The 20661-nt window shown below is 70.7% G+C and carries 16 protein-coding genes; 12 read left to right on the forward strand and 4 right to left on the reverse strand.

Annotated features, from left to right (window positions below; translation table 11 throughout):
* Positions 1–305: 305 nt before the first annotated feature.
* Positions 306–485, forward strand: a complete 180-nt coding sequence (locus D7W79_RS01100) for a hypothetical protein (RefSeq protein WP_043321424.1) — start codon at positions 306–308, stop codon at positions 483–485.
* Between the two features lie 105 nt (positions 486–590).
* On the opposite strand, the gene D7W79_RS01105 is transcribed toward D7W79_RS01100, so the two are convergent.
* Entirely contained in the window at positions 591–1679 is a 1089-nt protein-coding gene (locus tag D7W79_RS01105; protein WP_120523460.1) for an ADP-ribosylglycohydrolase family protein, read from the reverse strand.
* A gap of 80 nt (positions 1680–1759) precedes the next feature.
* On the opposite strand from D7W79_RS01105, the gene eno reads away from it, so the two are divergent.
* Genes eno through D7W79_RS01120 form a run of 3 tightly spaced genes read left to right on the forward strand, consistent with a single transcriptional unit; the run spans position 1760 to position 4781 of the window.
* A complete protein-coding gene (eno, locus tag D7W79_RS01110) occupies positions 1760–3058 on the forward strand; it encodes a phosphopyruvate hydratase (protein WP_120523461.1) in 1299 nt (432 codons plus the stop codon).
* 2 nt (positions 3059–3060) lie between these two features.
* Entirely contained in the window at positions 3061–3852 is a 792-nt protein-coding gene (gene surE, locus D7W79_RS01115; protein ID WP_120523499.1) for a 5'/3'-nucleotidase SurE, read from the forward strand.
* A 44-nt stretch (positions 3853–3896) separates the two neighbouring features.
* Entirely contained in the window at positions 3897–4781 is an 885-nt protein-coding gene (locus D7W79_RS01120) for a peptidoglycan DD-metalloendopeptidase family protein (RefSeq protein WP_244221541.1), read from the forward strand.
* Positions 4782–5000: 219 nt separating this feature from the next.
* Here the strand turns inward: D7W79_RS01120 and D7W79_RS01125 are convergent, their stop codons facing one another.
* Positions 5001–6002, reverse strand: a complete 1002-nt coding sequence (locus D7W79_RS01125; protein ID WP_120523463.1) for a 2-dehydropantoate 2-reductase — start codon at positions 6000–6002, stop codon at positions 5001–5003.
* The gene (locus D7W79_RS01130; RefSeq protein ID WP_120523500.1) at positions 5999–7528 is read right to left on the reverse strand and encodes an acyl--CoA ligase; all 1530 of its coding nucleotides are present in this window, start codon (positions 7526–7528) and stop codon (positions 5999–6001) included. The genes D7W79_RS01125 and D7W79_RS01130 overlap by 4 nt, the downstream gene beginning before the upstream one ends.
* Before the next feature lie 151 nt (positions 7529–7679).
* Between D7W79_RS01130 and D7W79_RS01135 the strand changes: the two genes are divergently transcribed.
* From D7W79_RS01135 to D7W79_RS01150, 4 genes are read left to right on the forward strand one after another with little or no spacing between them, the layout of a single operon-like run.
* Positions 7680–8462, forward strand: a complete 783-nt coding sequence (locus D7W79_RS01135) for an SDR family NAD(P)-dependent oxidoreductase (protein ID WP_120523464.1) — start codon at positions 7680–7682, stop codon at positions 8460–8462.
* 54 nt (positions 8463–8516) lie between these two features.
* Entirely contained in the window at positions 8517–9599 is a 1083-nt protein-coding gene (locus D7W79_RS01140) for a hypothetical protein (RefSeq protein ID WP_120523465.1), read from the forward strand.
* 17 nt (positions 9600–9616) lie between these two features.
* Positions 9617–10759: a tetratricopeptide repeat protein gene (locus tag D7W79_RS01145; RefSeq protein WP_120523466.1), complete on the forward strand. Its 1143-nt coding sequence runs from the start codon at positions 9617–9619 to the stop codon at positions 10757–10759.
* A gap of 58 nt (positions 10760–10817) precedes the next feature.
* Entirely contained in the window at positions 10818–11387 is a 570-nt protein-coding gene (locus D7W79_RS01150; protein WP_120523467.1) for an imm11 family protein, read from the forward strand.
* Between the two features lie 96 nt (positions 11388–11483).
* Here D7W79_RS01150 and lexA read toward each other — a convergent pair whose 3' ends face one another.
* On the reverse strand, positions 11484–12152 hold the full coding sequence (lexA, locus tag D7W79_RS01155) for a transcriptional repressor LexA (protein ID WP_120523468.1): 669 nt from the start codon (positions 12150–12152) through the stop codon (positions 11484–11486).
* Between the two features lie 196 nt (positions 12153–12348).
* On the opposite strand from lexA, the gene D7W79_RS01160 reads away from it, so the two are divergent.
* The 4 genes from D7W79_RS01160 (at position 12349) to D7W79_RS01175 (ending at position 20648) form a co-directional block, all read left to right on the forward strand.
* A complete protein-coding gene (locus tag D7W79_RS01160; RefSeq protein WP_120523469.1) occupies positions 12349–15687 on the forward strand; it encodes a response regulator in 3339 nt (1112 codons plus the stop codon).
* Positions 15684–17525 carry a sensor histidine kinase gene (locus D7W79_RS01165; protein WP_120523470.1) on the forward strand — a complete coding sequence of 614 codons (1842 nt, stop codon included), beginning with the start codon at positions 15684–15686 and terminating at the stop codon, positions 17523–17525. The genes D7W79_RS01160 and D7W79_RS01165 overlap by 4 nt, the downstream gene beginning before the upstream one ends.
* A gap of 33 nt (positions 17526–17558) precedes the next feature.
* Positions 17559–18560: a FecR domain-containing protein gene (locus D7W79_RS01170; protein ID WP_120523471.1), complete on the forward strand. Its 1002-nt coding sequence runs from the start codon at positions 17559–17561 to the stop codon at positions 18558–18560.
* Between the two features lie 183 nt (positions 18561–18743).
* Positions 18744–20648 (forward strand): Ig-like domain-containing protein, encoded by a 1905-nt coding sequence (locus D7W79_RS01175; protein ID WP_120523472.1) that lies wholly within the window; start codon positions 18744–18746, stop codon positions 20646–20648.
* The last annotated feature ends 13 nt before the right edge of the window (positions 20649–20661 follow it).

Raw genomic sequence — 20661 nt, forward strand, 5'->3', positions numbered from 1 at the left:
CTTTTCGGCTGGAGCCGTGCCGCGCGAGGGCAGGGGGGCCACCTGAAATGAGTCGTATTGCGGCGCGCGGTGGACGCATTAGGATCAGGCGAATTTTGAACGTCCACGGACGTCTCCCTGACATCCGTGGCACGGTTGCCCTGTCCCGGATGTCGGGAGCTGGACGAGCAGCCATGCGGAATCAGGGCTGCGTTCCCAGAAAGAAACCGGGGTTCTTAATTTGCATCAGAGAGATGTGGAAGTGGTAAGGGGGCGGGACGGCGGGCGTACATCGGGGTACGTAGGCTGAGGGAGAGACCGAACCCATGCTCGACGCGTTCATCATTGAAGAAATCAAGCGCCGCGAGCGGCTCCGCCGCGAGGATTACGAGCGGCCGGTGGTGGAACTCCCACTGCCTGCACCCGATGACCGTCCCCACCGGAGGACGGACACCGAGGAAGAGAAGCCGTCTCGAGGCGTCGTCGTCATCGACCTCCTCGGCTGATGACCCATCCCACCCGTGGCCCCGGAGCCACGGCGTGTCCCGGAGCCCGCGGACGGGCCGCCCCTCACCGGACGGCCCCCGCGGGCTTCGCATTTGCGGGGTGCGTCATGCCGGGGCCAGCAGCAGCAGGTGCCGGGGGTGGTACACCTCCCACAGCACCGTCCCCTTCTGGAGGGGGTTGTAGGGCTGGAGCGCCAGGAGGACCTTCTGGCGCCACTCCTCCGGCAGCGCACCTTCACCGTGGAAGGCGCCCACCAGCGCACCGGTGACGGAGGCATGGACCTCCGTGTCGCCGCCCCGGTGGATGACGTCCAGGAGCGCGGCCTCCGCCGTGGGCACGTGGAGCAATTCCCAGAAGGCCAGCCGGAACGCGGCACGCACCGCGTTATTGCCGGGCCGGTGCATGTGCAGCTCCGGGCCGTAGAGCTGAGGGTCGTCCTTGGCCGCCAGGGCCAGGTCCTCGCGCAGCAGGCCGGCGGCCTGGGACACCTCCTGGACGTAGTCCTTCTCCTGCTTCCCCAGGGCGGCGGCCGCCAGGGAGATGCCCACCTCCGCGGCCGGCAGCAGGTCCGCGGCCTTCAGGTTCGGGCCCCCCGTCACCGCCTTGGCGATGGCGGCGCACAGCCCCGCGCTGGCCAACTGGCTGCGCGGGTCGAAGTGCGTGAGGGCGGTGTCCTCCAGCGCGGCCTTGGCCAGGGCGAAGGAGTCCTTCGCCAGGTGCACGCCCAGGGGCACCACGCGCGGCAGGGCGCCAGCGGGGGCCAGGCGGCGGAAGTTCTTCTGCCAGACGCGCTTGCCGGCGTCCTTCAGCTGGGGCGTGGGGCTGGCGTCGCACTCCTGGAACAGCTCCCGCATGGGCTCGCTGACGGAGATGGCGTGTGACTGCCAGGCCCGGTAGCGCTTGAGCGCGTCCCCCGCGTCATAGCGCTTCAGGTCGCGCAGGCTCAGGGCCAGCGCCACCGCGAGCTGGGTGGGCTCCGTCACCTGCCCCTTGCGCAGGTCGTGTTGTCCGCCGCCGTGCATGCCCTGGTACGGCCCCTCGGCGAGCTGGGGGAAGGACGGCGCGTAGAAGGGCCTTCCCGCGGTGGGGACGGCCAGGGCATTGCCGATGGCGAGGCCCAGCAGCGCACCCCGGGCGCGTTGACCAGGAAGCGGATCGGGGCCCGTGGCGCGGCGCTTGGGAGGAGGAGGCATTCGGCGGCTGGACACTGTAGCAGGCGGCCCATGCGAGCGTGCTTGCCCGTTCTGGCCGTGCCTCGTAGAAACGGCCGCCTATGACCGAGATCGCTCAAATCCTGGCGCGTGAAGTGCTCGATTCCCGTGGCAACCCGACCGTGGAGGCCGAAGTGCTGCTCGTGGGCGGCTCGCGTGGCCGCGCGACGGTTCCCTCCGGCGCCTCCACCGGCGAGCACGAGGCGCACGAGCTGCGCGACGGCGACAAGGGCCGCTACCTGGGCAAGGGCGTGCAGAAGGCCGTGGACCACGTGCGCGACACCATCGGGCCCGCGCTCATCGGCATGGACGCCGTGGACCAGGTCGCCGTGGACCAGCGGATGATCGAGCTGGACGGCACGCCCACCAAGTCCAAGCTGGGCGCCAACGCCATCCTCGCCGTCTCCATGGCCGCCGCGCGCGCCGCGGCGGACGCGCACGGCCTGCCGCTGTACCGCTACGTGGGCGGCCTGCAGGCGCGCACGCTGCCCGTGCCGCTGATGAACATCCTCAACGGCGGCGCGCACGCGGACACCCGCGTGGACGTGCAGGAGTTCATGGTGGTGCCCGCCGGCGCGAAGACCTTCGCGGAAGGCCTGCGTTGGGGCGCGGAGGTGTTCCACGCGCTGAAGAAGATTCTCAAGGGCCGCAAGCTGGCCACGGGCGTGGGCGACGAGGGCGGCTATGCCCCGGACCTGCCGGCCAACGAGGAGGCGCTCAAGCTCATCATGGAGGCCATCGACGCCGCGGGCTTCAAGGCGGGCGAGCAGCTGTTCCTGGCGCTGGACGTGGCCGCGAGCGAGTTCTTCGACAAGGGCTCCAAGAAGTACAAGCTCAAGGGCGAGGGCAAGGAGTACGACTCGCAGGGCCTGCTGGAGTACTACCGGGGCCTGGCGCAGAAGTACCCCATCATCTCCATCGAGGACGGCATGGCGGAGGATGACTGGGAGGGGTGGAAGAAGCTCACCGACGCGCTGGGGGACAAGGTGCAGCTCGTGGGCGACGACCTCTTCGTCACCAACGTGGAGCGCCTGTCCAAGGGCATCCAGACGGGCACGGCGAACTCCATCCTGGTGAAGGTGAACCAGATTGGTTCGCTGACGGAGACGTTCGACGCGGTGCGCATGGCGCACAAGGCGGGCATGACGTCCATCATGAGCCACCGCTCCGGCGAGTCCGAGGACACCACCATCGCGGACCTCGCGGTGGCGCTGGACTGCGGGCAGATCAAGACGGGCTCGGCGTCGCGCTCCGACCGCGTGGCCAAGTACAACCAGCTCCTGCGGATTGAAGAGGAGCTGGGCGCCGGGGCGCGGTACGCGGGCCGCACCGCCTTCCGCTCGCTCGCGAAGAAGCAGTGACCGTGAGCACTTCGCGCCCCCGCATCCTCGTCTCCAACGACGACGGCTACTTCTCCGAAGGGCTGCAGACGCTCGTGGAGGCGGTGAGCCCCCTGGGCGAGGTGTGGGTGGTGGCGCCTGACCGCGAGCAGAGCGCCGCCTCCCATGCCATCAGCCTGCACCGGCCGCTGCGCATCAAGGAGGTGCGCGAGCGGTGGTTCTCCGTGGACGGCACCCCCACGGATTGCTCGTATCTGGCGGTGAACCACCTGCTGAAGGACAATCGTCCCCAGCTCATGGTCTCCGGCATCAATCACGGCGCGAACCTGGCGGACGATGTCATGTACTCCGGGACGGTGGCGGCGGCCATGGAGGCCGCGTTCCTGGGCATTCCGGCCATCGCGTTCAGCCTGGTGACGCGGGGGCCGTTCGACTTCGGGCCGGCGGGCCGCTTCGCACGGGCGCTGGTGACGGAGGCGCTGTCCCGGCCCCTGCCGCCCCGGATGCTCCTCAACGTGAACATCCCCGGGGGCGTGGAGCCGGACGGCTACGTCATCACCCGGCAGGGACGGCACTCCTACGGCAACAACGTCGTGGAGAAGGAGGACCCGCGCGGCCGCAAGTACTACTGGATTGGCGGCACGGAGTACGAGCACCAGGACATCCCGGGCAGCGACTGCAACGCCGTCTTCGACGAGAAGCGCGTGTCGGTGACGCCGATGCACTTCGAGATGACCGACCACGGTCGCATCCCCGAGCTCTCGGGGTGGAACCTGCAGGGCTTCAAGCGGCATGGTTCGGCTGGCGGTGCCTGAGGTTGGGGCCGGGCGGCTCCAGCCGAGCGGGCAGGGCGCTCTGGGTGTTGCTCGCGGCCGCGTTGCTCAGCGGCTGCGTGGGCACCCAGGCCGCCTCCTCCTCGCAGCTGGACACGGCGGGGGCGCGCTCCGCGACCACGAGTGACGGCAAGCCGCTGTCGTTCGCGCTGAGGCCCACGCACGAGGAGCCGGAGCTGGTGGCGGTGCGCCACCGCGTGGCCCCGGGCGAGACGATGTACCGCATCGCCAAGACGTACGGCATCACGGTGGAGGAGCTGGCGCGGGCCAACGGCATCAAGGATCCGCGCGAGCTGTCCGTGGGCCAGGAGCTGATGATTCCGGGGGAGGAGCCCCCGAAGTACGGCGACCCGGGACCGCTGTCCGACGAGGAGCCGGAGCTGGTGCTCTCCAAGCCGGGGCAGGCGCCGGTGTCCACGCCGCGCCGCTCGGTGCCGGCGGTGTCGCGCCGCGAGGATCCGCCGCGTGCGCGCGTGGTGTCGGGGCGGCCGGGCGCGCCGTCGCGTCCGAGGCTCGCGACGCAGGGGCTGCTCGACTGGCCGCTGCGCGGGGTGCTGTATGGCCGCTTCGGTAAGAAGGGCAAGGAGCCGCACGACGGCATCGACCTGGCGGCGCCCGCGGGCACGCCCATCAAGACGGCACAGGAGGGCACGGTCCTCTACGCGGGCGAGCAGAAGGGCTACGGCCTCATCGTCATCGTGGAGCACGCCTCGCCGCTGATCACCCTGTACGCGCACAACCGCGACCTACGAGTGCGCACGGGACAGAAGGTGCGGCGAGGGCAGGTCATCGCCACGGTGGGCGAGTCCGGCCGCACATCCGGCCCGCATGTGCACTTCGAGGTGCGCGTGGATGGGAAGCCAGCGGATCCGCTGGAGTACCTGGGCGTGATGCCGTCCGCGTCCGACTGACTTCCTGGACGTGAAGGGGGGCCACCTCCCGCCCGACACGGCTCCACCCGGTCCGACTGTCGGACCAGCTCGTGCGGCTCGGAGGGCGCGGACCCCGCCCGGCCACGGTCCCCAACTGGTCCGATTGTCGGACCAGTTCGTTCAGCACGCCGCCGACGGCCCGTCTCCCCAGGGTTCTCACGTTCTCATCCGTCGGGACAGCGCTCCTGTCTCGACGGCTCAGGTGGCGTCGGGCGTCGCGCGGGGCGGGTAGCCTCCGGAGTGGCGGGCGCGCTCGCGCACCAGTGCGAGGATGTTCTCGCAGGTGGGCATGGGGCGGCCCACGAGCTGGCCCAGCTCCACGACGGCGCCCAGCAGCGCGTCGATCTCCATGGGGCGCCCGCGCTCCAGGTCCTGGAGCATGGACGTCTTGTGCGCGCCGACCTGGCTTGCGCCTTGGATGCGCTGATCCACGTCGATGAGGAATCGAGTGCCCAGCGTCTCCGCCACCGCCTGCGCCTCCACCATCATCGCCCGCGCCACGGCGCGCAGGTCCGGTTGGCGGGAGAGGACGTCGAGCGTCGCGCCGGTGAGCACCGACAGCGGGTTGAAGGCGAGGTTGCCCCAGAGCTTCACCCAGATTTCATCGCGGATGTGGGGGCGCACCGGGGACTTGAGCCCGGCCTTCATCATGAGCTGCGAGAGGGCCTGCACGCGCGGGCTCTTGCTGCCATCAGGTTCGCCCAGCGTTACGCGGTCGTTGTACGTGTGGACGATGACGCCGGGAGAGACGACCTCCGCAGCGGGGTACACGACCGTGGCGATGACGCGCTCCGGAGGCAGCGTGCGCAGGAGCACGCCGCCCGGATCCACGCTCTCGATGTGGCGGCCCGCGTACGGGCCTTCGAGTCCGTGGAAGTACCAGTAGGGCACGCCGTTGATGCCGGTGACGAGCGCTGTCTCCGGGCCCAGCAGCCGGGCGATTTGAGGCGCGGCGGCGGGCAGGGCGTGGGCCTTGAGCGTGAGGAACACGTAGTCCTGCGGACCCGCGTCGTCGGGAGCGTCCGTGCAATGCGGGCGCACGGTGACGGTCTCGCCGCCACTGGTGAGCGTGACGCCGTTCGCGCGCATCGCGTCCAGGTGGGCTCCTCGCGCGATGAAGGTCACGTCCGCGCCGGCCTGGAGCAGCTTGACGCCGAGAAACCCGCCAATGGCACCCGCGCCGAAGATGGCGATCCTCATGACGTGAGCCCCAGCCGCTCCGCGAGCCCGATGCGCTGCACCTTGCCGGTGGGCCCCTTGGGCAGCTCCGTGAGGAAGACGATGCGGCGGGGCACCTTGAAGTCCGCCACGCGCGACGCCACGTAGTCACGCAGCTCGCGCTCGGTGGGGCTGTGGCCCTCGCGCGGGACGACGGCGGCGGCCACGTCCTCGCCGAGCTTCGGGTGGGGCAGGGCGAACGTCACGGCCTGCTGCACGGCGGGATGATCCAGCAACACGGTGTCCACCTCCAGCGGGCTCACCTTCTCTCCGCCGCGATTGATCAGCTCCTTCAGCCGGCCGGTGAGCCGCAGGTAGCCCTGCGCATCGAGCGTGCCCTGGTCGCCGGTGCGGAACCACCCGTGGGTGAAGGCGCGCGCGTTGGCCTCGGGGTTGTTCACGTAGCCGGACATGACATTGGGGCCCCGGATGACCACCTCGCCGAGCGCACCCGGAGGCAGCAGCGTGCCCGCGTCGTCCATGATGGCGACCTCCGGGCCAGCGGCGAGCCCCACGGACCCCGCGTACCGGGGACGCGGTGGCAGCGGGTTGGAGGCCATCTGGTGCGCGGCCTCCGTCATGCCGTAGCTCTCGATGACGGGCACGCCGAAGACGCGCTCCAGCTCCTCCATCACCTGCGGTGGCAGCGACGCGGAGGAGGACCGGATGAAGCGCAGGCGGTGGTCCTTCAGGCTGTCCGTGTTGCGGCGGGCACGCTCCATCAGGGCCTGATGCATGGTGGGGACGGCCGTGTACCAGGTGGGGCGAGCCTCCTCGAACCAGGAGAAGAAGCGCAGGGCGTTGAAGCCCGGCGTGCACACCACGCGGCCTCCGGCCCCCAGGCTGGACAGCACCGCCGCCACGAGCCCGTGGATGTGGAACAGCGGCATGATGTTGAGGCACGCATCCGTGGGGCCCAGGCCCAGCTGCGCGCCGATGTGCCACGCCGAAGCACTGAGGTTCGCGTGCGTCAGCGGAACCAGCTTGGGCCGCGCCGTCGTGCCCGACGTGTGCAGCACCAGCGCGACATCGTCCGCGGCGGCGGGCCCGGGACGTTGTGCCTTGCCCGACAGGGGCTGCACGGCCTTGAGCGTGAAGTGCCCCGCGGGTCCCTCCGGCGTCGGACTCAAGTCGATGAGCGGGATGCTCCGTGCGCGCGCGACCTCGCGGGCCGGTCCCTCCGTGCCTTCGAGCACGACGAGCGCACGGGCCTGGAGGTCCTCCAGGTAGAACGTGAGCTCGTCCGCGCGGTAGGCGGGATTGAGCGGCGCGGTCGTCGCGGCGCCGGCCACGGCGAGGAAGGCCGCCGCCATCTCCGGCCCGTTGGGCAGCACCAGCGCAATGCGGTCTCCCTGTCCCAGGCCCCATGCGTTCAGCTGCTCGCGGACCCTCGCGGTGAGCTCCCCCAGTGCGCCGTACGTCATGCCCTGCATGCCGGGCGCACCGAGCGCTACGTCCTCCGTCCGTCCGCGTGCGAGCAGTGCTTCGAGGGTGTCCATCCGCTCCATGCCGGGCTCCACGTCCTCGGGGTTCCCTTCCGAATATGGCCGTGGATCCCCCTGGGCAACCGCTTTGTGCGCGGGCCGTCCTGCTCCGGAGAGGGCGCCGGAGCGCGGCTCCCTGGCGCTCTGCTATATCGGCGCGCCGGGAGGCATTACCATGTCGCGGAAAGTGGCGCTCATCACCGGCGCGTCGGCGGGACTCGGAGTGGAGTTCGCGGAGCAGTTCGCGAAGGATGGACACGACGTCATCCTCGTCGCGCGGGGCGTGGCGAAGCTGGAGGCCCTGGCCCGGAAGCTGGAGCAGGCGCACGGCGTGAAGGCGCACGTGCTGCCAGCGGACCTGGGTCAGCCTTCCGCGCCCGACCAGCTCTTCGCGCGCGTGCAGGAGCTGGGGCTCGCGGTGGACTTCCTCGTCAACAACGCGGGGTTTGGATCCTCCGGGCCGTTCCTGGATCAGGACCTGGGGCGCGAGGCGGAGATGGTGGAGGTCAACTGCACCGCGCTCCTGAAGCTCACGCACCTGTTCGCGCGGCCCATGCGCGAGCGCAAGCAGGGGCGCATCCTCAACATCGCGTCCACCGCGGGCTTCCAGCCGGGGCCGTACATGGCCACGTACTACGCGACGAAGGCGTTCGTGCTGTCGTTCACGGAGGCGCTCGCGTTCGAGCTGGAGGGCACCGGCGTGACGGTGACCTGCCACTGCCCTGGCGCCACCAAGACGGAGTTCACCGCGCGCGCGGGCAACTCGGAGTCGCGGCTGTTCAAGCGGTCCGGCGTGGCGGAAGCACCCGAGGTGGCGGGGCATGCCTACTCGGCGATGATGAAGGGGCGGGTCCTCGCCGTGCACGGCGTCCTCAACCGCCTGGCGGCCTTCTCGTTGCGGTTCAGCCCCCGTGCCGCGGTGCGTTTCGTCACGGCGAAGCTCAACCAGCAGGCCTGAGCGGGCAGGGAAGCGGGCACGGAGCCCCTGGGCGCGGGCCGGGAGGAGGGTAGAGTGTCGCGCGTGTCTCGCTTCCCCCGGTTCCTCGTCGCATCCCTCGTATCGCTGACGTCGCCTGCCCTCGCGCAGGACGTGATGGCCGTTCCCTCACCGTCCCCTGAACTGGCGTCGGCCGAAGCGACGGCCGCGCCACTCACGGTGGCGGTGCTGCCGCTGGAGGCCAACGCGGCGGGGAAGGATGCGGCGGAGGGCATCACCTCGCTCATCGCGGGCCGGCTCGCGGAGTCGCCCCTGCTGCGCGTGCTGACCCAGCGTGAGCTCCAGGCGCGGATCAACCCCGAGCGCCAGCGGCAGCTCCTGGGAGGCACCCCGTGCGAGAAGGGCGACTGCGTCGAGGCGTTGTCCTCGCTGACAGGCGCGCGCTACGTCCTCACGGGCCGCCTGGACCGGTTCGGGGGCCAGTACCTCCTCACCGCGAGCCTCGTGGACACGCAGGATGGCCGCACCATCGCCAGGCCGCGCGCGGAGGCCTCCGAGGACGGCGAGCTGCTGCGCACGGTCGTCGCCGTGTCCGACGAGTTGAGCGTTGCCCTGGAGTCTCCCGGTGAAGCCGTTCCGGCCCGGCCGCTGTTGGGCGGCGGCGCGGTCGTGTCGTCGCCGGGCGGTGGGCTGACGATGGGGCTGCGCTTCAACAACAGCTTCATCGACAAGCTGTCGTCGTTGAATCCGGGCCTGGACCTGGAGGTGGGCTACTGGTTCCACCCGGAATGGCAGGGCTTCGTCCAGGTGGGCTTCACGCTGGTGCGCGCTGGCGGCACCGACGAGGGCAAGGTCAACGTGCTGCCCAGCATCGTGGGGGCGCGGCACTACCACCGCCTGGACACGTCCCTGCGGCCCTACTGGGGCTTCGGCCTGGGCGTGCAGCTGGCGTTCGGCGACTACGGCATCTTCCAGAACACGGGCCCGCTGCCGTCCGTCGTAGGGTTCGTGGGATTGGAGTACCTGCTGGTGGGCCACGTGGCCTTCCAGCTGGAGCTGGGGACGAACATCGCGCAGGCGGTGCTGGGGCTCGCCGACGACGGCGCGGGCGACGGCCTCAACCTGGATGTCAACGCCGGCATCGCGTACCACTTCTGAGTCTTCCGGAGCCTTTCATGTCCTCGCGTCTGCGCGCCCTGCCGCTCCTCGCATTGCTGGCCTCCGGGGCCTGCACCGAAACGCCGAAGATGGATCCGAAGGACCAGGCGGAAGGGCTCTACCTCCGGGGCAACTCGGAGTACCTCCAGGGCAAGTTCGACGCCGCGCTCAAGTCCTTCGACGAGATGAAGACGCTGGCCCCCGGGGACCCGCGCCTGCCCGCCGCGAGGGGAGAGGTGCTCCTGTCGATGAGCCGGCTGGAGGAGTCCGAGAAGGAGTTCGAGGCCGCGCTGCGGTTGGATCCGAAGCGCTCCACCAACTGGAGCCGGCTGGGATTCATCCAGGCGCAGCTGGGCAAGAAGGACGAAGCGCGGCAGTCGCTACAGAAGGCGCTGGCGCTGCATCCGAAGGACTTCAACGCGCTGGAGCAGCTGGGAGAGCTGGCCGAGGAGCGCGGCGACCACGACGAGGCCGTGCGCGACTTCACGCAGGCGGCCGAAGCCGCGCCGGAGGCCTCGAAGTCCGACCTGCTGGTGCGGGCGGTGGACGTGCTGACGAAGCAGGGGCGGCAGGACGAGGTGCTCGGGCTGCTGCGCAAGGCGACGGGGCAGGGCGTGCGGACGCCGGAGGTGCTGACGGCGCTGGGAGACGCGGAGGTGCGCGCGGGCCGGTTGCCGGAAGCGGCGGCGGCGTACGAGGAGGCCGCGAAGAAGTCGCCCAAGGATCCGACGCTGTGGGAGCTGGTGGCGGAGATCCAGCTCAAGCTGGGCAAGCGCGAGGAAGCGCTGAAGGCCTACGGCGAGTCGCTGAAGGTGAAGGACCGCGCCATCGTCCACGTGGCGCTCGCGAGGGCGCACCTGGCGGTGGAGGACCGCGCGGCGGCGGAAGGAGAGCTGCAGAAGGCCCTGGACACGGTGTCGGGGGCGGACGTGGGGGAGATGCAGGAACTCGCGGATCTGCTCACGACGCTGGGGCGCAAGCAGGACGCCCTGCGCATCCTGACGAGCCTGGGCTCGGAGCCGGGGCACGCGAAGAACACGGAGCTGCAGCTGGCCACCGCGAGGCTCGCGCGTGACCTGAAGGACACGGCCACGGTCCAGGCCGCATGCGCCCGGGTGGCCGCGGCGGCGACGGATGGTGGCGTGGTGAAGTGCCCGTAGGTGCGTGGATGCACCGCGGGTAACTGCTCATGCGAAGCGAGTGACTCCGGAGCCATCCATGCCACGGCGCTACTTCCGGCTTCTTGATGACGTCACCATCCCAGGGCGATGGGACCTTGGCGTTCCCCATGATGCCAGGGGGAACGAGGTGGAAGACCCCTGGATGTTCAGGGAAGGCCAACCTGTGGCTTCTCCACAGCCGCTGAGCATTCCCGTGGAGCATCCGGGAACGCCGCTCGAGTTCTCACTGGCTGGATTCAGCACGCCGGTGGTTCATCCTCGGGTCGCAGCCATTTTTTCAGGGCTGGCAGCGCAGGACATCCAGTTCGTGCCAGTGGATGTCCGGGAGCATGTGGGGCCGTACTCCATCCTCGTCGCGACCCGGCTCATTCGCTGCATCGATGACGAGGCGTCCGAGGAGGTGATCCGGTGGACGCCTCAAGATGGACGTCCGGACCGCGTGGGCCAGTACCGCGACGTCGACGGCTTGCGCATCGATCCAACGCAGGTCGGAGATGCGAAAGTGTTCCGCACGTGGGGGTGGTCCATCGCCCTTATCGTCTCCGAGGACATCAAGCGCGCCCTGGAACGGATCCGCGCCACGGGAATGCGGTTCACCGAAGTCTGACGGCTGCGGCCACTCGCTCGACTGCGGGGCCTGCCCCGTCCGCTGAAGCCCCCGCCCGGGCCCACACCGTGCCCGGGCGGTGCATCACCGCAACACCTACGTCCGGCCGCCCTGCAGCTTCCGGTACACGCCCACCACCTGCCCCAGGATCATGGTGGAGCGGAAGTCCGAGCGGTTCACGTAGATGGGCTGCATCGTCGCGTTCGCCGGCTGGAAGCGGATGCGGTCCTGCTCCGGGTAGTAGCGCTTCACCGTGGCTTCGTCCTCGATGAGCGCCACGACAATTTCACCCGGCTGCGCCGACGGCGTCTTCTTCACGAAGAGGTAGTCCCCGTCGTGGATGCCGTCGTCGATCATCGACTGGCCCTTGACCCTCAGCGCGAATACCTCCCGGCCGTTCACCCCGCCCAAGAGGAAGCTGTCGATCTTGACCGAGTCCTCCATGTGCTCCTGCGCCAGCGCCGGCGCACCCGCCGCCACCTTGCCGAGCAGGGGGATCTCCACCATGCCGGACTCCCGGCTCTTCATCCCCAGCCCCAGGAGCAGCCTCGCCCGCTTGGTGGGCACCAGCGAGCGGCTCTGCTGCTCGCCGCGGGTCAGGTAGCCCTTGCGCTCCAGGGCCTTCAGGTGGTCGTTCACCCCGTTGGTCGAGCGGATGTCCATGTGCTCCCCAATCTCCCGGATGGTCGGGGGGAAGCCTCGGACCTCCGTCTCCTTCACGATGAAGGTCAGGATTTCGCGCTGGCGCTCCGTGAGCTCTTCCATGGCCGCACTCCTTCGCTCGGTCGCCCGCCTGCTCTGGCGGTGATGGGCAACAGAATTTCAGTGTCCCATGCTCCCTGAACATACGTGTAGAGTCAATCTGTTCAGTACCCCCACCCATACCGTGCGTGCTGCCCTCAACCCGTCGCTCTCGCAGCTTGAGGAGGCGCGTTGATCTCGGCGTACACTTGGCGCCGCCGTGTCCGACCTCCGCCACACGTTGCTCTTCGTCGATGACGAGGCCGACGTCCTGGACATCCTCAGCCGGATGTTCCAGCGACGCTATCGCGTCCTCACCGCCCCCCACGGCAAGGCAGCCCTGGAAATCCTGCGTACCGAGTCCGTGGACGTCCTCGTCACCGACCAGCGCATGCCGGAGATGACCGGCATCGACCTGGTCAACGCCGCCCGCTCGGAAGGCATGGACGTCACCACGCTGCTGCTGACGGCCTACACGGACCCGCAGGACATCATCGCGGCCATCAACCAGGGCCAGGTGTACCGGTACGTCACCAAGCCCTGGGACGTGAACGACCTGCTCATCACCGTGAAGAACGCGGTGGAGTTCGCCCAGCTCAAGAAGGACAAGGAGAAGCTCATCCGCCAGCTGCACCAGCGGGTGGAGGCCCTCTTCGTCCTCTACGAGGTCAGCCGCGCCAGCGCGAACGACCCGGCCAGCTACGACGCCATCATCGACCGCGTGCTCACCGCCGTGGCCCGCGTGCTGCCGTACGACTGCGGCGCCGCCCTCATCGCGCCGGACGGCCAGCGCGGCGCCACGCTGCGCCTGCGCTGCGTGGGCAACGTGGGGGAGGAGGCGCTGCTGGGCGTCAAGGAGTCCATGCTCGGCGCGTACCGCAAGAGCAGCGGCCTGACGCTCCCGGAGGACCGGGTCATCACCCGCGTCACCGGCACCACCACGAAGGACTCCGCGTCCCCCGTCGTCTACCCCAACCAGCTCACGGTGAACCTCACCGCGGCTGGCAAGCCCGTGGGCATGCTGTCGCTGTTCTCCCACCGCGCGGACGCGTTCACGGAGGACGACGGGCTCTTGCTGGACGTGCTCGCCAACCAGACGGCGGACGCCATCCAGTCGCTGCGGTCCGCGGAAGAAGAAGCCCGCCACCGCATGGAGCGCATGGTCGCGTCCATGGCGGACGGCGTGGTGCTCACCGACGAGAAGAACGACATCGTGGTGATGAACCCCGCGGCCCGCCGCATCCTGCGCGCGGGGGAGGAGGGGCAGGTGCCCTCCAACCGCCTCTTGGAGGAGCGCCTGGGCTTCCAGCCGTTCCAGCTGGTCCGCAACCTGGAGTACAGCGGCCACCAGGTGCTGCGCGAGGACGTGAAGCTCTTCGAGCGCACCGTGCAGACCACCGTGACGCCCGTCAACGACGCGCGCGGCACCCTGCGCGGCGTGTGCGTGGTGCTGCGTGACATCACCGACCAGAAGCGGCTGGAGGAGCGCAAGGACACCTTCGTCTCCATGGTGAGCCACGAATTGCGCACGCCGCTCACCTCCATCACCGGCGCGCTGGACCTGGTGCTCAACCGGATGGCGGGGGACATCAACGAGCGGCAGCACCGCTACCTGTCGCTCGCCAAGGACTCCGCGGAGAAGCTCAACAGCATCGTGGACGACCTGCTGGACCTGTCGAAGTACGCGCAGGGCCGGCTGAAGATGAGCTTCGAGCGCATCTACCTGGAGGAGCTGGTCCAGCGCGTGGTGGAGAAGTACGGGCCCGCCTTCGCGGAGAAGCGCATCCGCGTCGTGCCGCTGCTGCCGCAGCACCCGCTGCGCGCCATGGTGGACCCCAACCGCGTGAACCAGGTGCTCAACAACCTGCTCAACAACGCGGTGAAGTTCACGCCGGAGGGCGGCGAGGTGCGCGTGGAGCTGCGCGCCACGTCCAGCCTGCCCGGCTACGTGGTGCTCTCCTGCTGGAACAGCGGCGACCCCATCCCGGAAGAGAGCCTGGAGCGCATCTTCGACCGCTTCGAGCAGGCCCGCACCCAGGCGAACCGCACCGTGCGCGGCACCGGCCTGGGCCTGCCCATCTGCCGCAACATCGTGGAGGCCCACGGCGGCCGCATCTGGTCCGAGCCCTCTCACGACGGCGTGCGCTTCATCGCCGTGCTGCCCACGGAGCCGCCCCAGGAGATGCTGTCGCAGGCGGCCGTGGACACGCTCCTGCCGTCGCCGCAGCCCATCCGCGCGGACACGCGCGGCAAGGTGCTCATCATCGAGGGCGAGCCCGAGGTGGGCCACATCATGAAGGCCCTGCTGGGCGCCCGGGGCTACCGGGTGCGCCTGGCGGGCTCCGCGGAGGAGGGGCTCTCCGCCGCGCGCAACCTGCACCCGGACGTGGTGCTGGTGTCGGTGCGGCTGCCAGACGTGGACGGCCTGCGGCTGGCGGAGATCCTCCGGCATGATCCGGAGACGCGCCGCGCGCCGCTGCTGCTCACCTCCGCGTTCGACGAACGCCAGCGCGCCTTCCGGGCCGGCGCGGACGCGTTCCTCGTGCGCCCCCTGGCCGGCGACAAGCTGCTGGCCACGGTGGACTCGCTGGCGCGGGGCCGCGCCGGGGCGCAGCACGGGCGCGTGCTGGTGGTGGACGACGACGTGAAGATCGCCTTCATCTGCCGCGAGGTGCTGGAGGGGCTGGGCTTCGAGGTCGGCGTCGCGCACAGCGTGGAGGAGGGGCGCCGTTCCCTGCGCGAGCGCAGGCCGGACGCGGTGCTCCTGGACGTCACGCTGCCGGATGGCGATGGGTTCGCGTTCCTGGAGGAGATCAAGGCCGAGCGTGCCAGCGGCCACATCTCCGTCATCTTCATCTCCGCGCGCACGGAGACGTCGTCCAAGGTCCGCGCACTGAAGCTGGGCGGGGACGACTACATCACCAAGCCCTTCGACGCGCTGGAGCTGGGCGCGCGCGTGGAGAGCATGCTGCGGCGCAAGGAGCAGGAGCTGTCCTCGTCGCCCACCACGCAGCTGCCCGGGTCCACCGCCATCGAGCGCGAGGTGCAGCGCCGGCTGGGCGCTCGCCAGCCGTTCGCGTTCTGCTACCTGGACCTGGACAACCTCAAGGCCTACAACGACTACTACGGCTTCGCGAAGGCGGACGGCGTGGTGCGCCAGACGGGCGACCTCATGCGGGAGATCTTCCAGCAGGAAGGCGCCCCGGGGGACTTCCTGGGCCACGTGGCCGGGGACGACTTCGTGTTCATCACCTCCGTGGAGTCCGTGGACCGGGTGTGCCAGCGGGCCATTGAGGCCTTCGACCGGATCATCCCGCTCTACTACGACCGGCATGACCGGGAGCGCGGCCACATCGAGGCGGAGGACCGCTTCGGGGAGATGCGCCAGTTCCCCATCATGAGCGTGTCCGTGGTGGCGGTGATGACGGACGGCGTCGCGCATGACCACGCGGAGCTGGCGCGCCGGGCCGCGGACATGAAGAAGCGGGCGAAGGCGATTCCCGGCTCCGTCTTCCTGCGCAGCGACCTGGAGCGCGTGGTCCGGTCCGTCACTGGATGAGGCTCTACCAGCAGCTCATCCTCTTCATGCTCGCCGCGACGGTGCTGCCCCTGGCCATCGTGGGCTTCCTGTTGCTGTCGCGCTCGGAGCAGGCGCTCGCGCAGCGCATCGACGAGCAGCAGCGCGCCACCGCCACCGCCACCGCGGAGGCCGTGGAGGCCAGCCTGATGGAGGTCGTCAACGGCCTGGCCCGGTCCGCGGAGCTGCTGCCCTGGGAGCGCGCCACGCCCGACGAGGTGCGCGGCATGCTGATGCTCCTGTACGGCCAGTCCACCACGGTGAGCGCGGTCATCCAGGCGGACGCGAACGGACAGCCCCTGGGGCCCGCCGTGTTCCGGAGCGCGGAGCCGCTGGAGCACCACCCCGCCTTCGACGCCGCGAGCGTCCGGCAGCTGGCGCACGCGGTGCCGGTGGAGCAGTTCCGCAAGGGTGGCAAGGGCCAGGCGGCGCTGGGCAGCGCGTACGTGCACGCGGGCTCGGGCGTGGCCGCGGTGCCGGTGGCGGTGAAGCTGGGGGCTTCGGAGGAGGCCCCCTACGCCGTCGCGGAGCTCGTCTTCACCCAGCTGGAGGCGCTGCTCGCGCGGCGCGCGAACGACGGGTCCGCGCGGCTGGACGTGGTGGACACCGAGGGGCGCATCCTGGCCAGCTCCCAGCCCACGCGGCGCATGGCGGCGCTGGAGCCGGAGCTGCGAGAGGCGCTGGGGCCCCTCCAGGGCGCGGACACCGGGCGCAGCTTCCAGCTGAAGGACCCCGCGCGCCGCGTGAGCGTGGCCTGGGTGGACGCGCTGGAGATGGGCGTCGTCGTGACGGAGGACGAGGCCCTGGCGCTGACGCCGGTGCGGGAGCTGCGCACCACGGTGCTCGCGTCCGTGGCGGGCGCGCTGCTGGTGCTGCTGGCCCTGGGCGCGCTCTTCACCCGACGGCTGGACCGGCGGCTCGCGCAGGTGGTGCAGGGCGCGGAGGCCTATGGCCGCGGAGAGCTGGAGCGCCGCCTGCCGGTGGAGGGCCAGGACGAGCTGAGCGAGCTGGCGTCCACCTTCAACCGCATGGGCGAGGAGCTGGAGGCGTCGCGCGCGCGGCTGATGAGCTGGAACGACGACCTGCGCGTCCGGGTGGAGGAGGCCACGGCGGACCTGCGGGCGGCGCAGCTGCAGCTGGTGGAGGCGCAGAAGCTGGCGGCGGTGGGGCAGCTGGGCGCGGGCGTGGCACACGAAATCAACAACCCGCTGGCTGGCATCCTGGGCAACGTGCAGCTCTTGCTGCTGGACCGGGCGGCGGACGACACGGACTTCGAGACGCTTCGCAAAATCGAGCAGAGTGCCAAGCGCTGCAAGGAGATCACCCAGAACCTGCTGCGCTTCTCCCAGCAGCGCGAGCGCCCGGACCTGCGGCCCGTGGACCTGAACGCGGTGGTGCGCGACGCGCTGAGCCTCACGGAGAACCAGACGCGCGGGGAGGGCATCGACCTGGTGACGGAGCTGAGCGCGGACGTGCCCCGCGTGAAGGCGGACCCCGGGCACCTGTCGCAGGTGGTGCTGGCGCTGCTGTCCAACGCGCGCACCGCGATGATGAAGACGCCGGTGAAGCGGCTCACGCTGCGCACGGGCGAGCGCGACGGGATGTGCATCCTGGAGGTGGAGGACACCGGCAAGGGCATCGCGGAGAACATCCGGCCGCGCATCTTCGAGCCCTTTTTCACCACCAAGGACGTCTGGTCCAATGTGGGCCTGGGCCTGAGCGTTGCGTGGCGCATCATCACGGAGGCCGGGGGGACGCTGGAGGTCCGCTCGGAGGCAGGGCAGGGGGCCCGGTTCACCATCGTGCTGCCCCGGGCATAGAATCCGCCGCGGTGTGCTAGCTAGGGGCTTCGCATGGCTGCTCCCCCTTCCCGCAAGCGACAGGTGCCCTTCCTCGTCGGGCTCGTGCTCATCCTGGCCGCGCTGCCGGTGGGCTGGTTCGTCTTCCTGCGGGAGACGCCCGCTCCGCTGCCGCCGCCCGCGCCCAAGCGCACCGTCACCGCGCCGGTGGCGCAGAAGAAGGCCGTGGAGCTGGTGCTGAGCCACTTCGAGGGCAACGTGGACGTGCGGCATGGCGAGGGGGCGTGGGAGTCCGCCCGGAAGGACATGCCGTTGCGGCCGACGGACGTGGTGCGCACGGGCCCTGGAGCCTGGGCGGTGCTGCTGAACGGCGAGTCCGTGGAGCTGCGCATGGAGTCCGACTCCGAGATCTCCGTGGAGGAGCTGTCGGATCAGCTGTCGAGCATGCTGCTGGCCAACGGCATGGCCACCGCCACCGTGCGGGGCCGCCCCAACGTCCGCCACACCTTCGTCCTGAAGGCGAAGAACGGGAAGGAGAACGCCGCGGAGGCCAGCACCACGCAGGGCACCTTCACCATGAGCAACAACGGCAAGGGCACCGTGAGCGTGGGCACGCGCGAGGGCGACGTGAAGCTGGCCAACAATGAGGGCAAGTACGTCATCGTCCGCGCCGGCCAGCGGTCCATCGTGCGCCCGGGACAGGTTCCCACCGAGCCCGTCCCCATCCCCAGCACCGTGTTCCTGAAGATGGAGTGGCCCGCCGGCAAGACGCAGCGCAAGCCCGAGGTCGCCGTCGTGGGCCAGACGGATCCGGGCAGCCGCGTGATGGTGGACGGCGTCAGCGTGCCGACGGACAAGGACGGGAGGTTCACGGTCAACGTCGCGCTCAAGAAGGGCAGCAACACCGTCCAGGTGAGCGCCGTGGATGTGGGCGGCGCGCGCCAGGACGCGCAACGCGAGCTGGTCCTGGTCACTCCGCCCGCGCCGAAGAAGCCGGGGACCCTCGAGGTCGAGACCGGGGTCTTCCGGGAGAGTGCCGGCGGCACCTCGCCCTGATCCGCCGGCCGGGCCCGCGGGTCCTGCCCGGGCGGGCCCACCTCGTGGGTGGGGCGGGTTGATGGCGCTGTCCCCGGGGCCGACGGCGGGCCCCTTCCCGTGCCCGGTGGCAGCAAAGTCGTGCAGTCCCGGCGGAGGGCCCTGTAGAGTCGGGACGCCCTGGAACGTCTCCTGCTCACCGCGCTGGTGTTGGTCTGTGCCCCGGTCTGGGCGGCTTCGCTGGAGCTGCTCGGTCCGGACGTGCCCGTGCCTCCGGAGGGCTTCACGGTCGCGGTGGTGCGCAGGGACGCCGGAGGCCAGCCGGTGGCGTTCACGCCGTCCTCGGTGACGGCGGAGGGCGCGGAGCTCAAGCCCGGACCGGACGCTCCTCCGCTGCGCACCTACGTCGTCGTGCCGAAGGCCCAGGCGCGCGAGGTGGTGGTGCGCGTGCAGGGCGACGGCGAGGAGGCCCGGGCCCGCTATGACGTGGGGCCACCCGCGAGCCACATGGAGCTGTCACTGGAGCCCGCGCTTCCGGTGAAGGGGCGCGACAAGGAGGCGATGCTCACGGTGCGGAGGCTGCGGCCGGATGGGACGCCGGACGACAGCGGCGCGCCCCCGGTGCTGCGCGTGAGCACCGGGCAGGTGAAGGACCTCCAGCACACCGGGCCGGGCACGTACACCGCTCGCTACGTGCTGCCCCCGACGCGCCTGCCCGAGGCGGCCATCCTCGTTGCGCTGTCCGCGTGGCCGCATCCGCAGTCGGTGCATGGGGCGTATGGGCGGCTGCTGGTGCCGCTGGCGACGGCGGTGGACCTGCCCGGCCGGAGCGAGCCCGGCGGTCAGGTGTCGCTGGAGGTGGCGGGGAAGCGCTTCGGGCCCGTGCCGGTGGACGCGAGCGGGCGCTTCGTGCTGCCGCTGGTGGTGCCTCCGGGCTACTCGCTCGCGCGGGGCGAGGTGAAGGACGATTCAGGCCACGTGGAGCGCCTCGCCATCGACCTCCAGCTGCCGCCCACGGATGGCCTGGCGTGCGTGCTCAACCCGCAGCGGCTGCCCGCGGACGGCGTGTCCCAGGCCCGGCTGTTGTGCGCGACCAGTGATCCGAAGGGGCTCCCCGTGGCGGACGCGCGCGTCACGGTGAAGGCGAAGTACGGCCGGCTGGACGGGCCCCAGCGCGACACGAACGGCATGCTGGAGTGGCGCTACACGGCGCCGCGCACGCTCGCGGAGGATGAGCGCATCGAAGCGGCGTGGCCGCAGCGGGGCCCCGGCTCCCGCGAGTCGCTGCCGATGCAACTGGTGCAGGGCGCGGTGCGCGACGTGACGGTGTCGGTGTCCGAGCCCCTGGTGCACGCGGGCACGACGGCGCGCGTGGTGGTGACGGCGCGGGATGCGGCAGGGCAGCCCCGTGCGGATGCGAAGGTGTCGCTGTCGTCGACGCTGGGAACGGCGGGCCCGGCGGTGGAGTCCCCGCCCGGGACTTTCACGCTGCCGTGGACCGCGCCGCAGGACCTCCTCGGGCCGGGCACGGACTTGACAGTGCGCGCCTATGGCCCGACAGGCACGGAGCCCGCGCGGCTCGCGGTGTGGCGGAGGGGGCAGTCGCTCGTCGCGGGCGTGGTGGACCTGGCGGGATGGCCGGTGCCCCGGCAGCCGCTCCGGGTGAACGGCGTGGAGAAGGTGACGGGGGAGGACGGGACGGTGGACGTGGGCACGGTGGTGCCCGGCAAGGTGCGCGTGTCGCACGGCGTGTGGCCGGGGCTCGACGTCACGGTGCACGTGCTGGGGCCGCGGGGGCCGGTGTTCCCGGAGTCCGCGCCGCTGGTGCCCGCGCCCGTGGTGCAACGGGTGGAGCTGGCGCCGCCGCTGCCGGTCAACGTGCGGGTGCGCGTGGAGGGCGCGCGGGTGACGTGCTGGGTGGAGGATTCGAACGGCCAGGTGCTGAAGGACCGGCCGGTGCACGTCGCGCTGTCCGAGGGCGAGCGGGGTGACGAGTCCGTGCAGGACGGGCTCACGCGCTTCACCGTGCGCGGCGCGCGAGGCCCCGTGAGCGTGTCCGTGGCGGACGTGCGCACCGGCGTGACGGCGGTGGAAGAGGTGCGGCCTTGAGGTCTCCGCGCCC

Source organism: Corallococcus exercitus (genome assembly GCF_003611585.1).
In the GTDB taxonomy this organism is placed as follows: Bacteria; Myxococcota; Myxococcia; order Myxococcales; family Myxococcaceae; genus Corallococcus; species Corallococcus exercitus.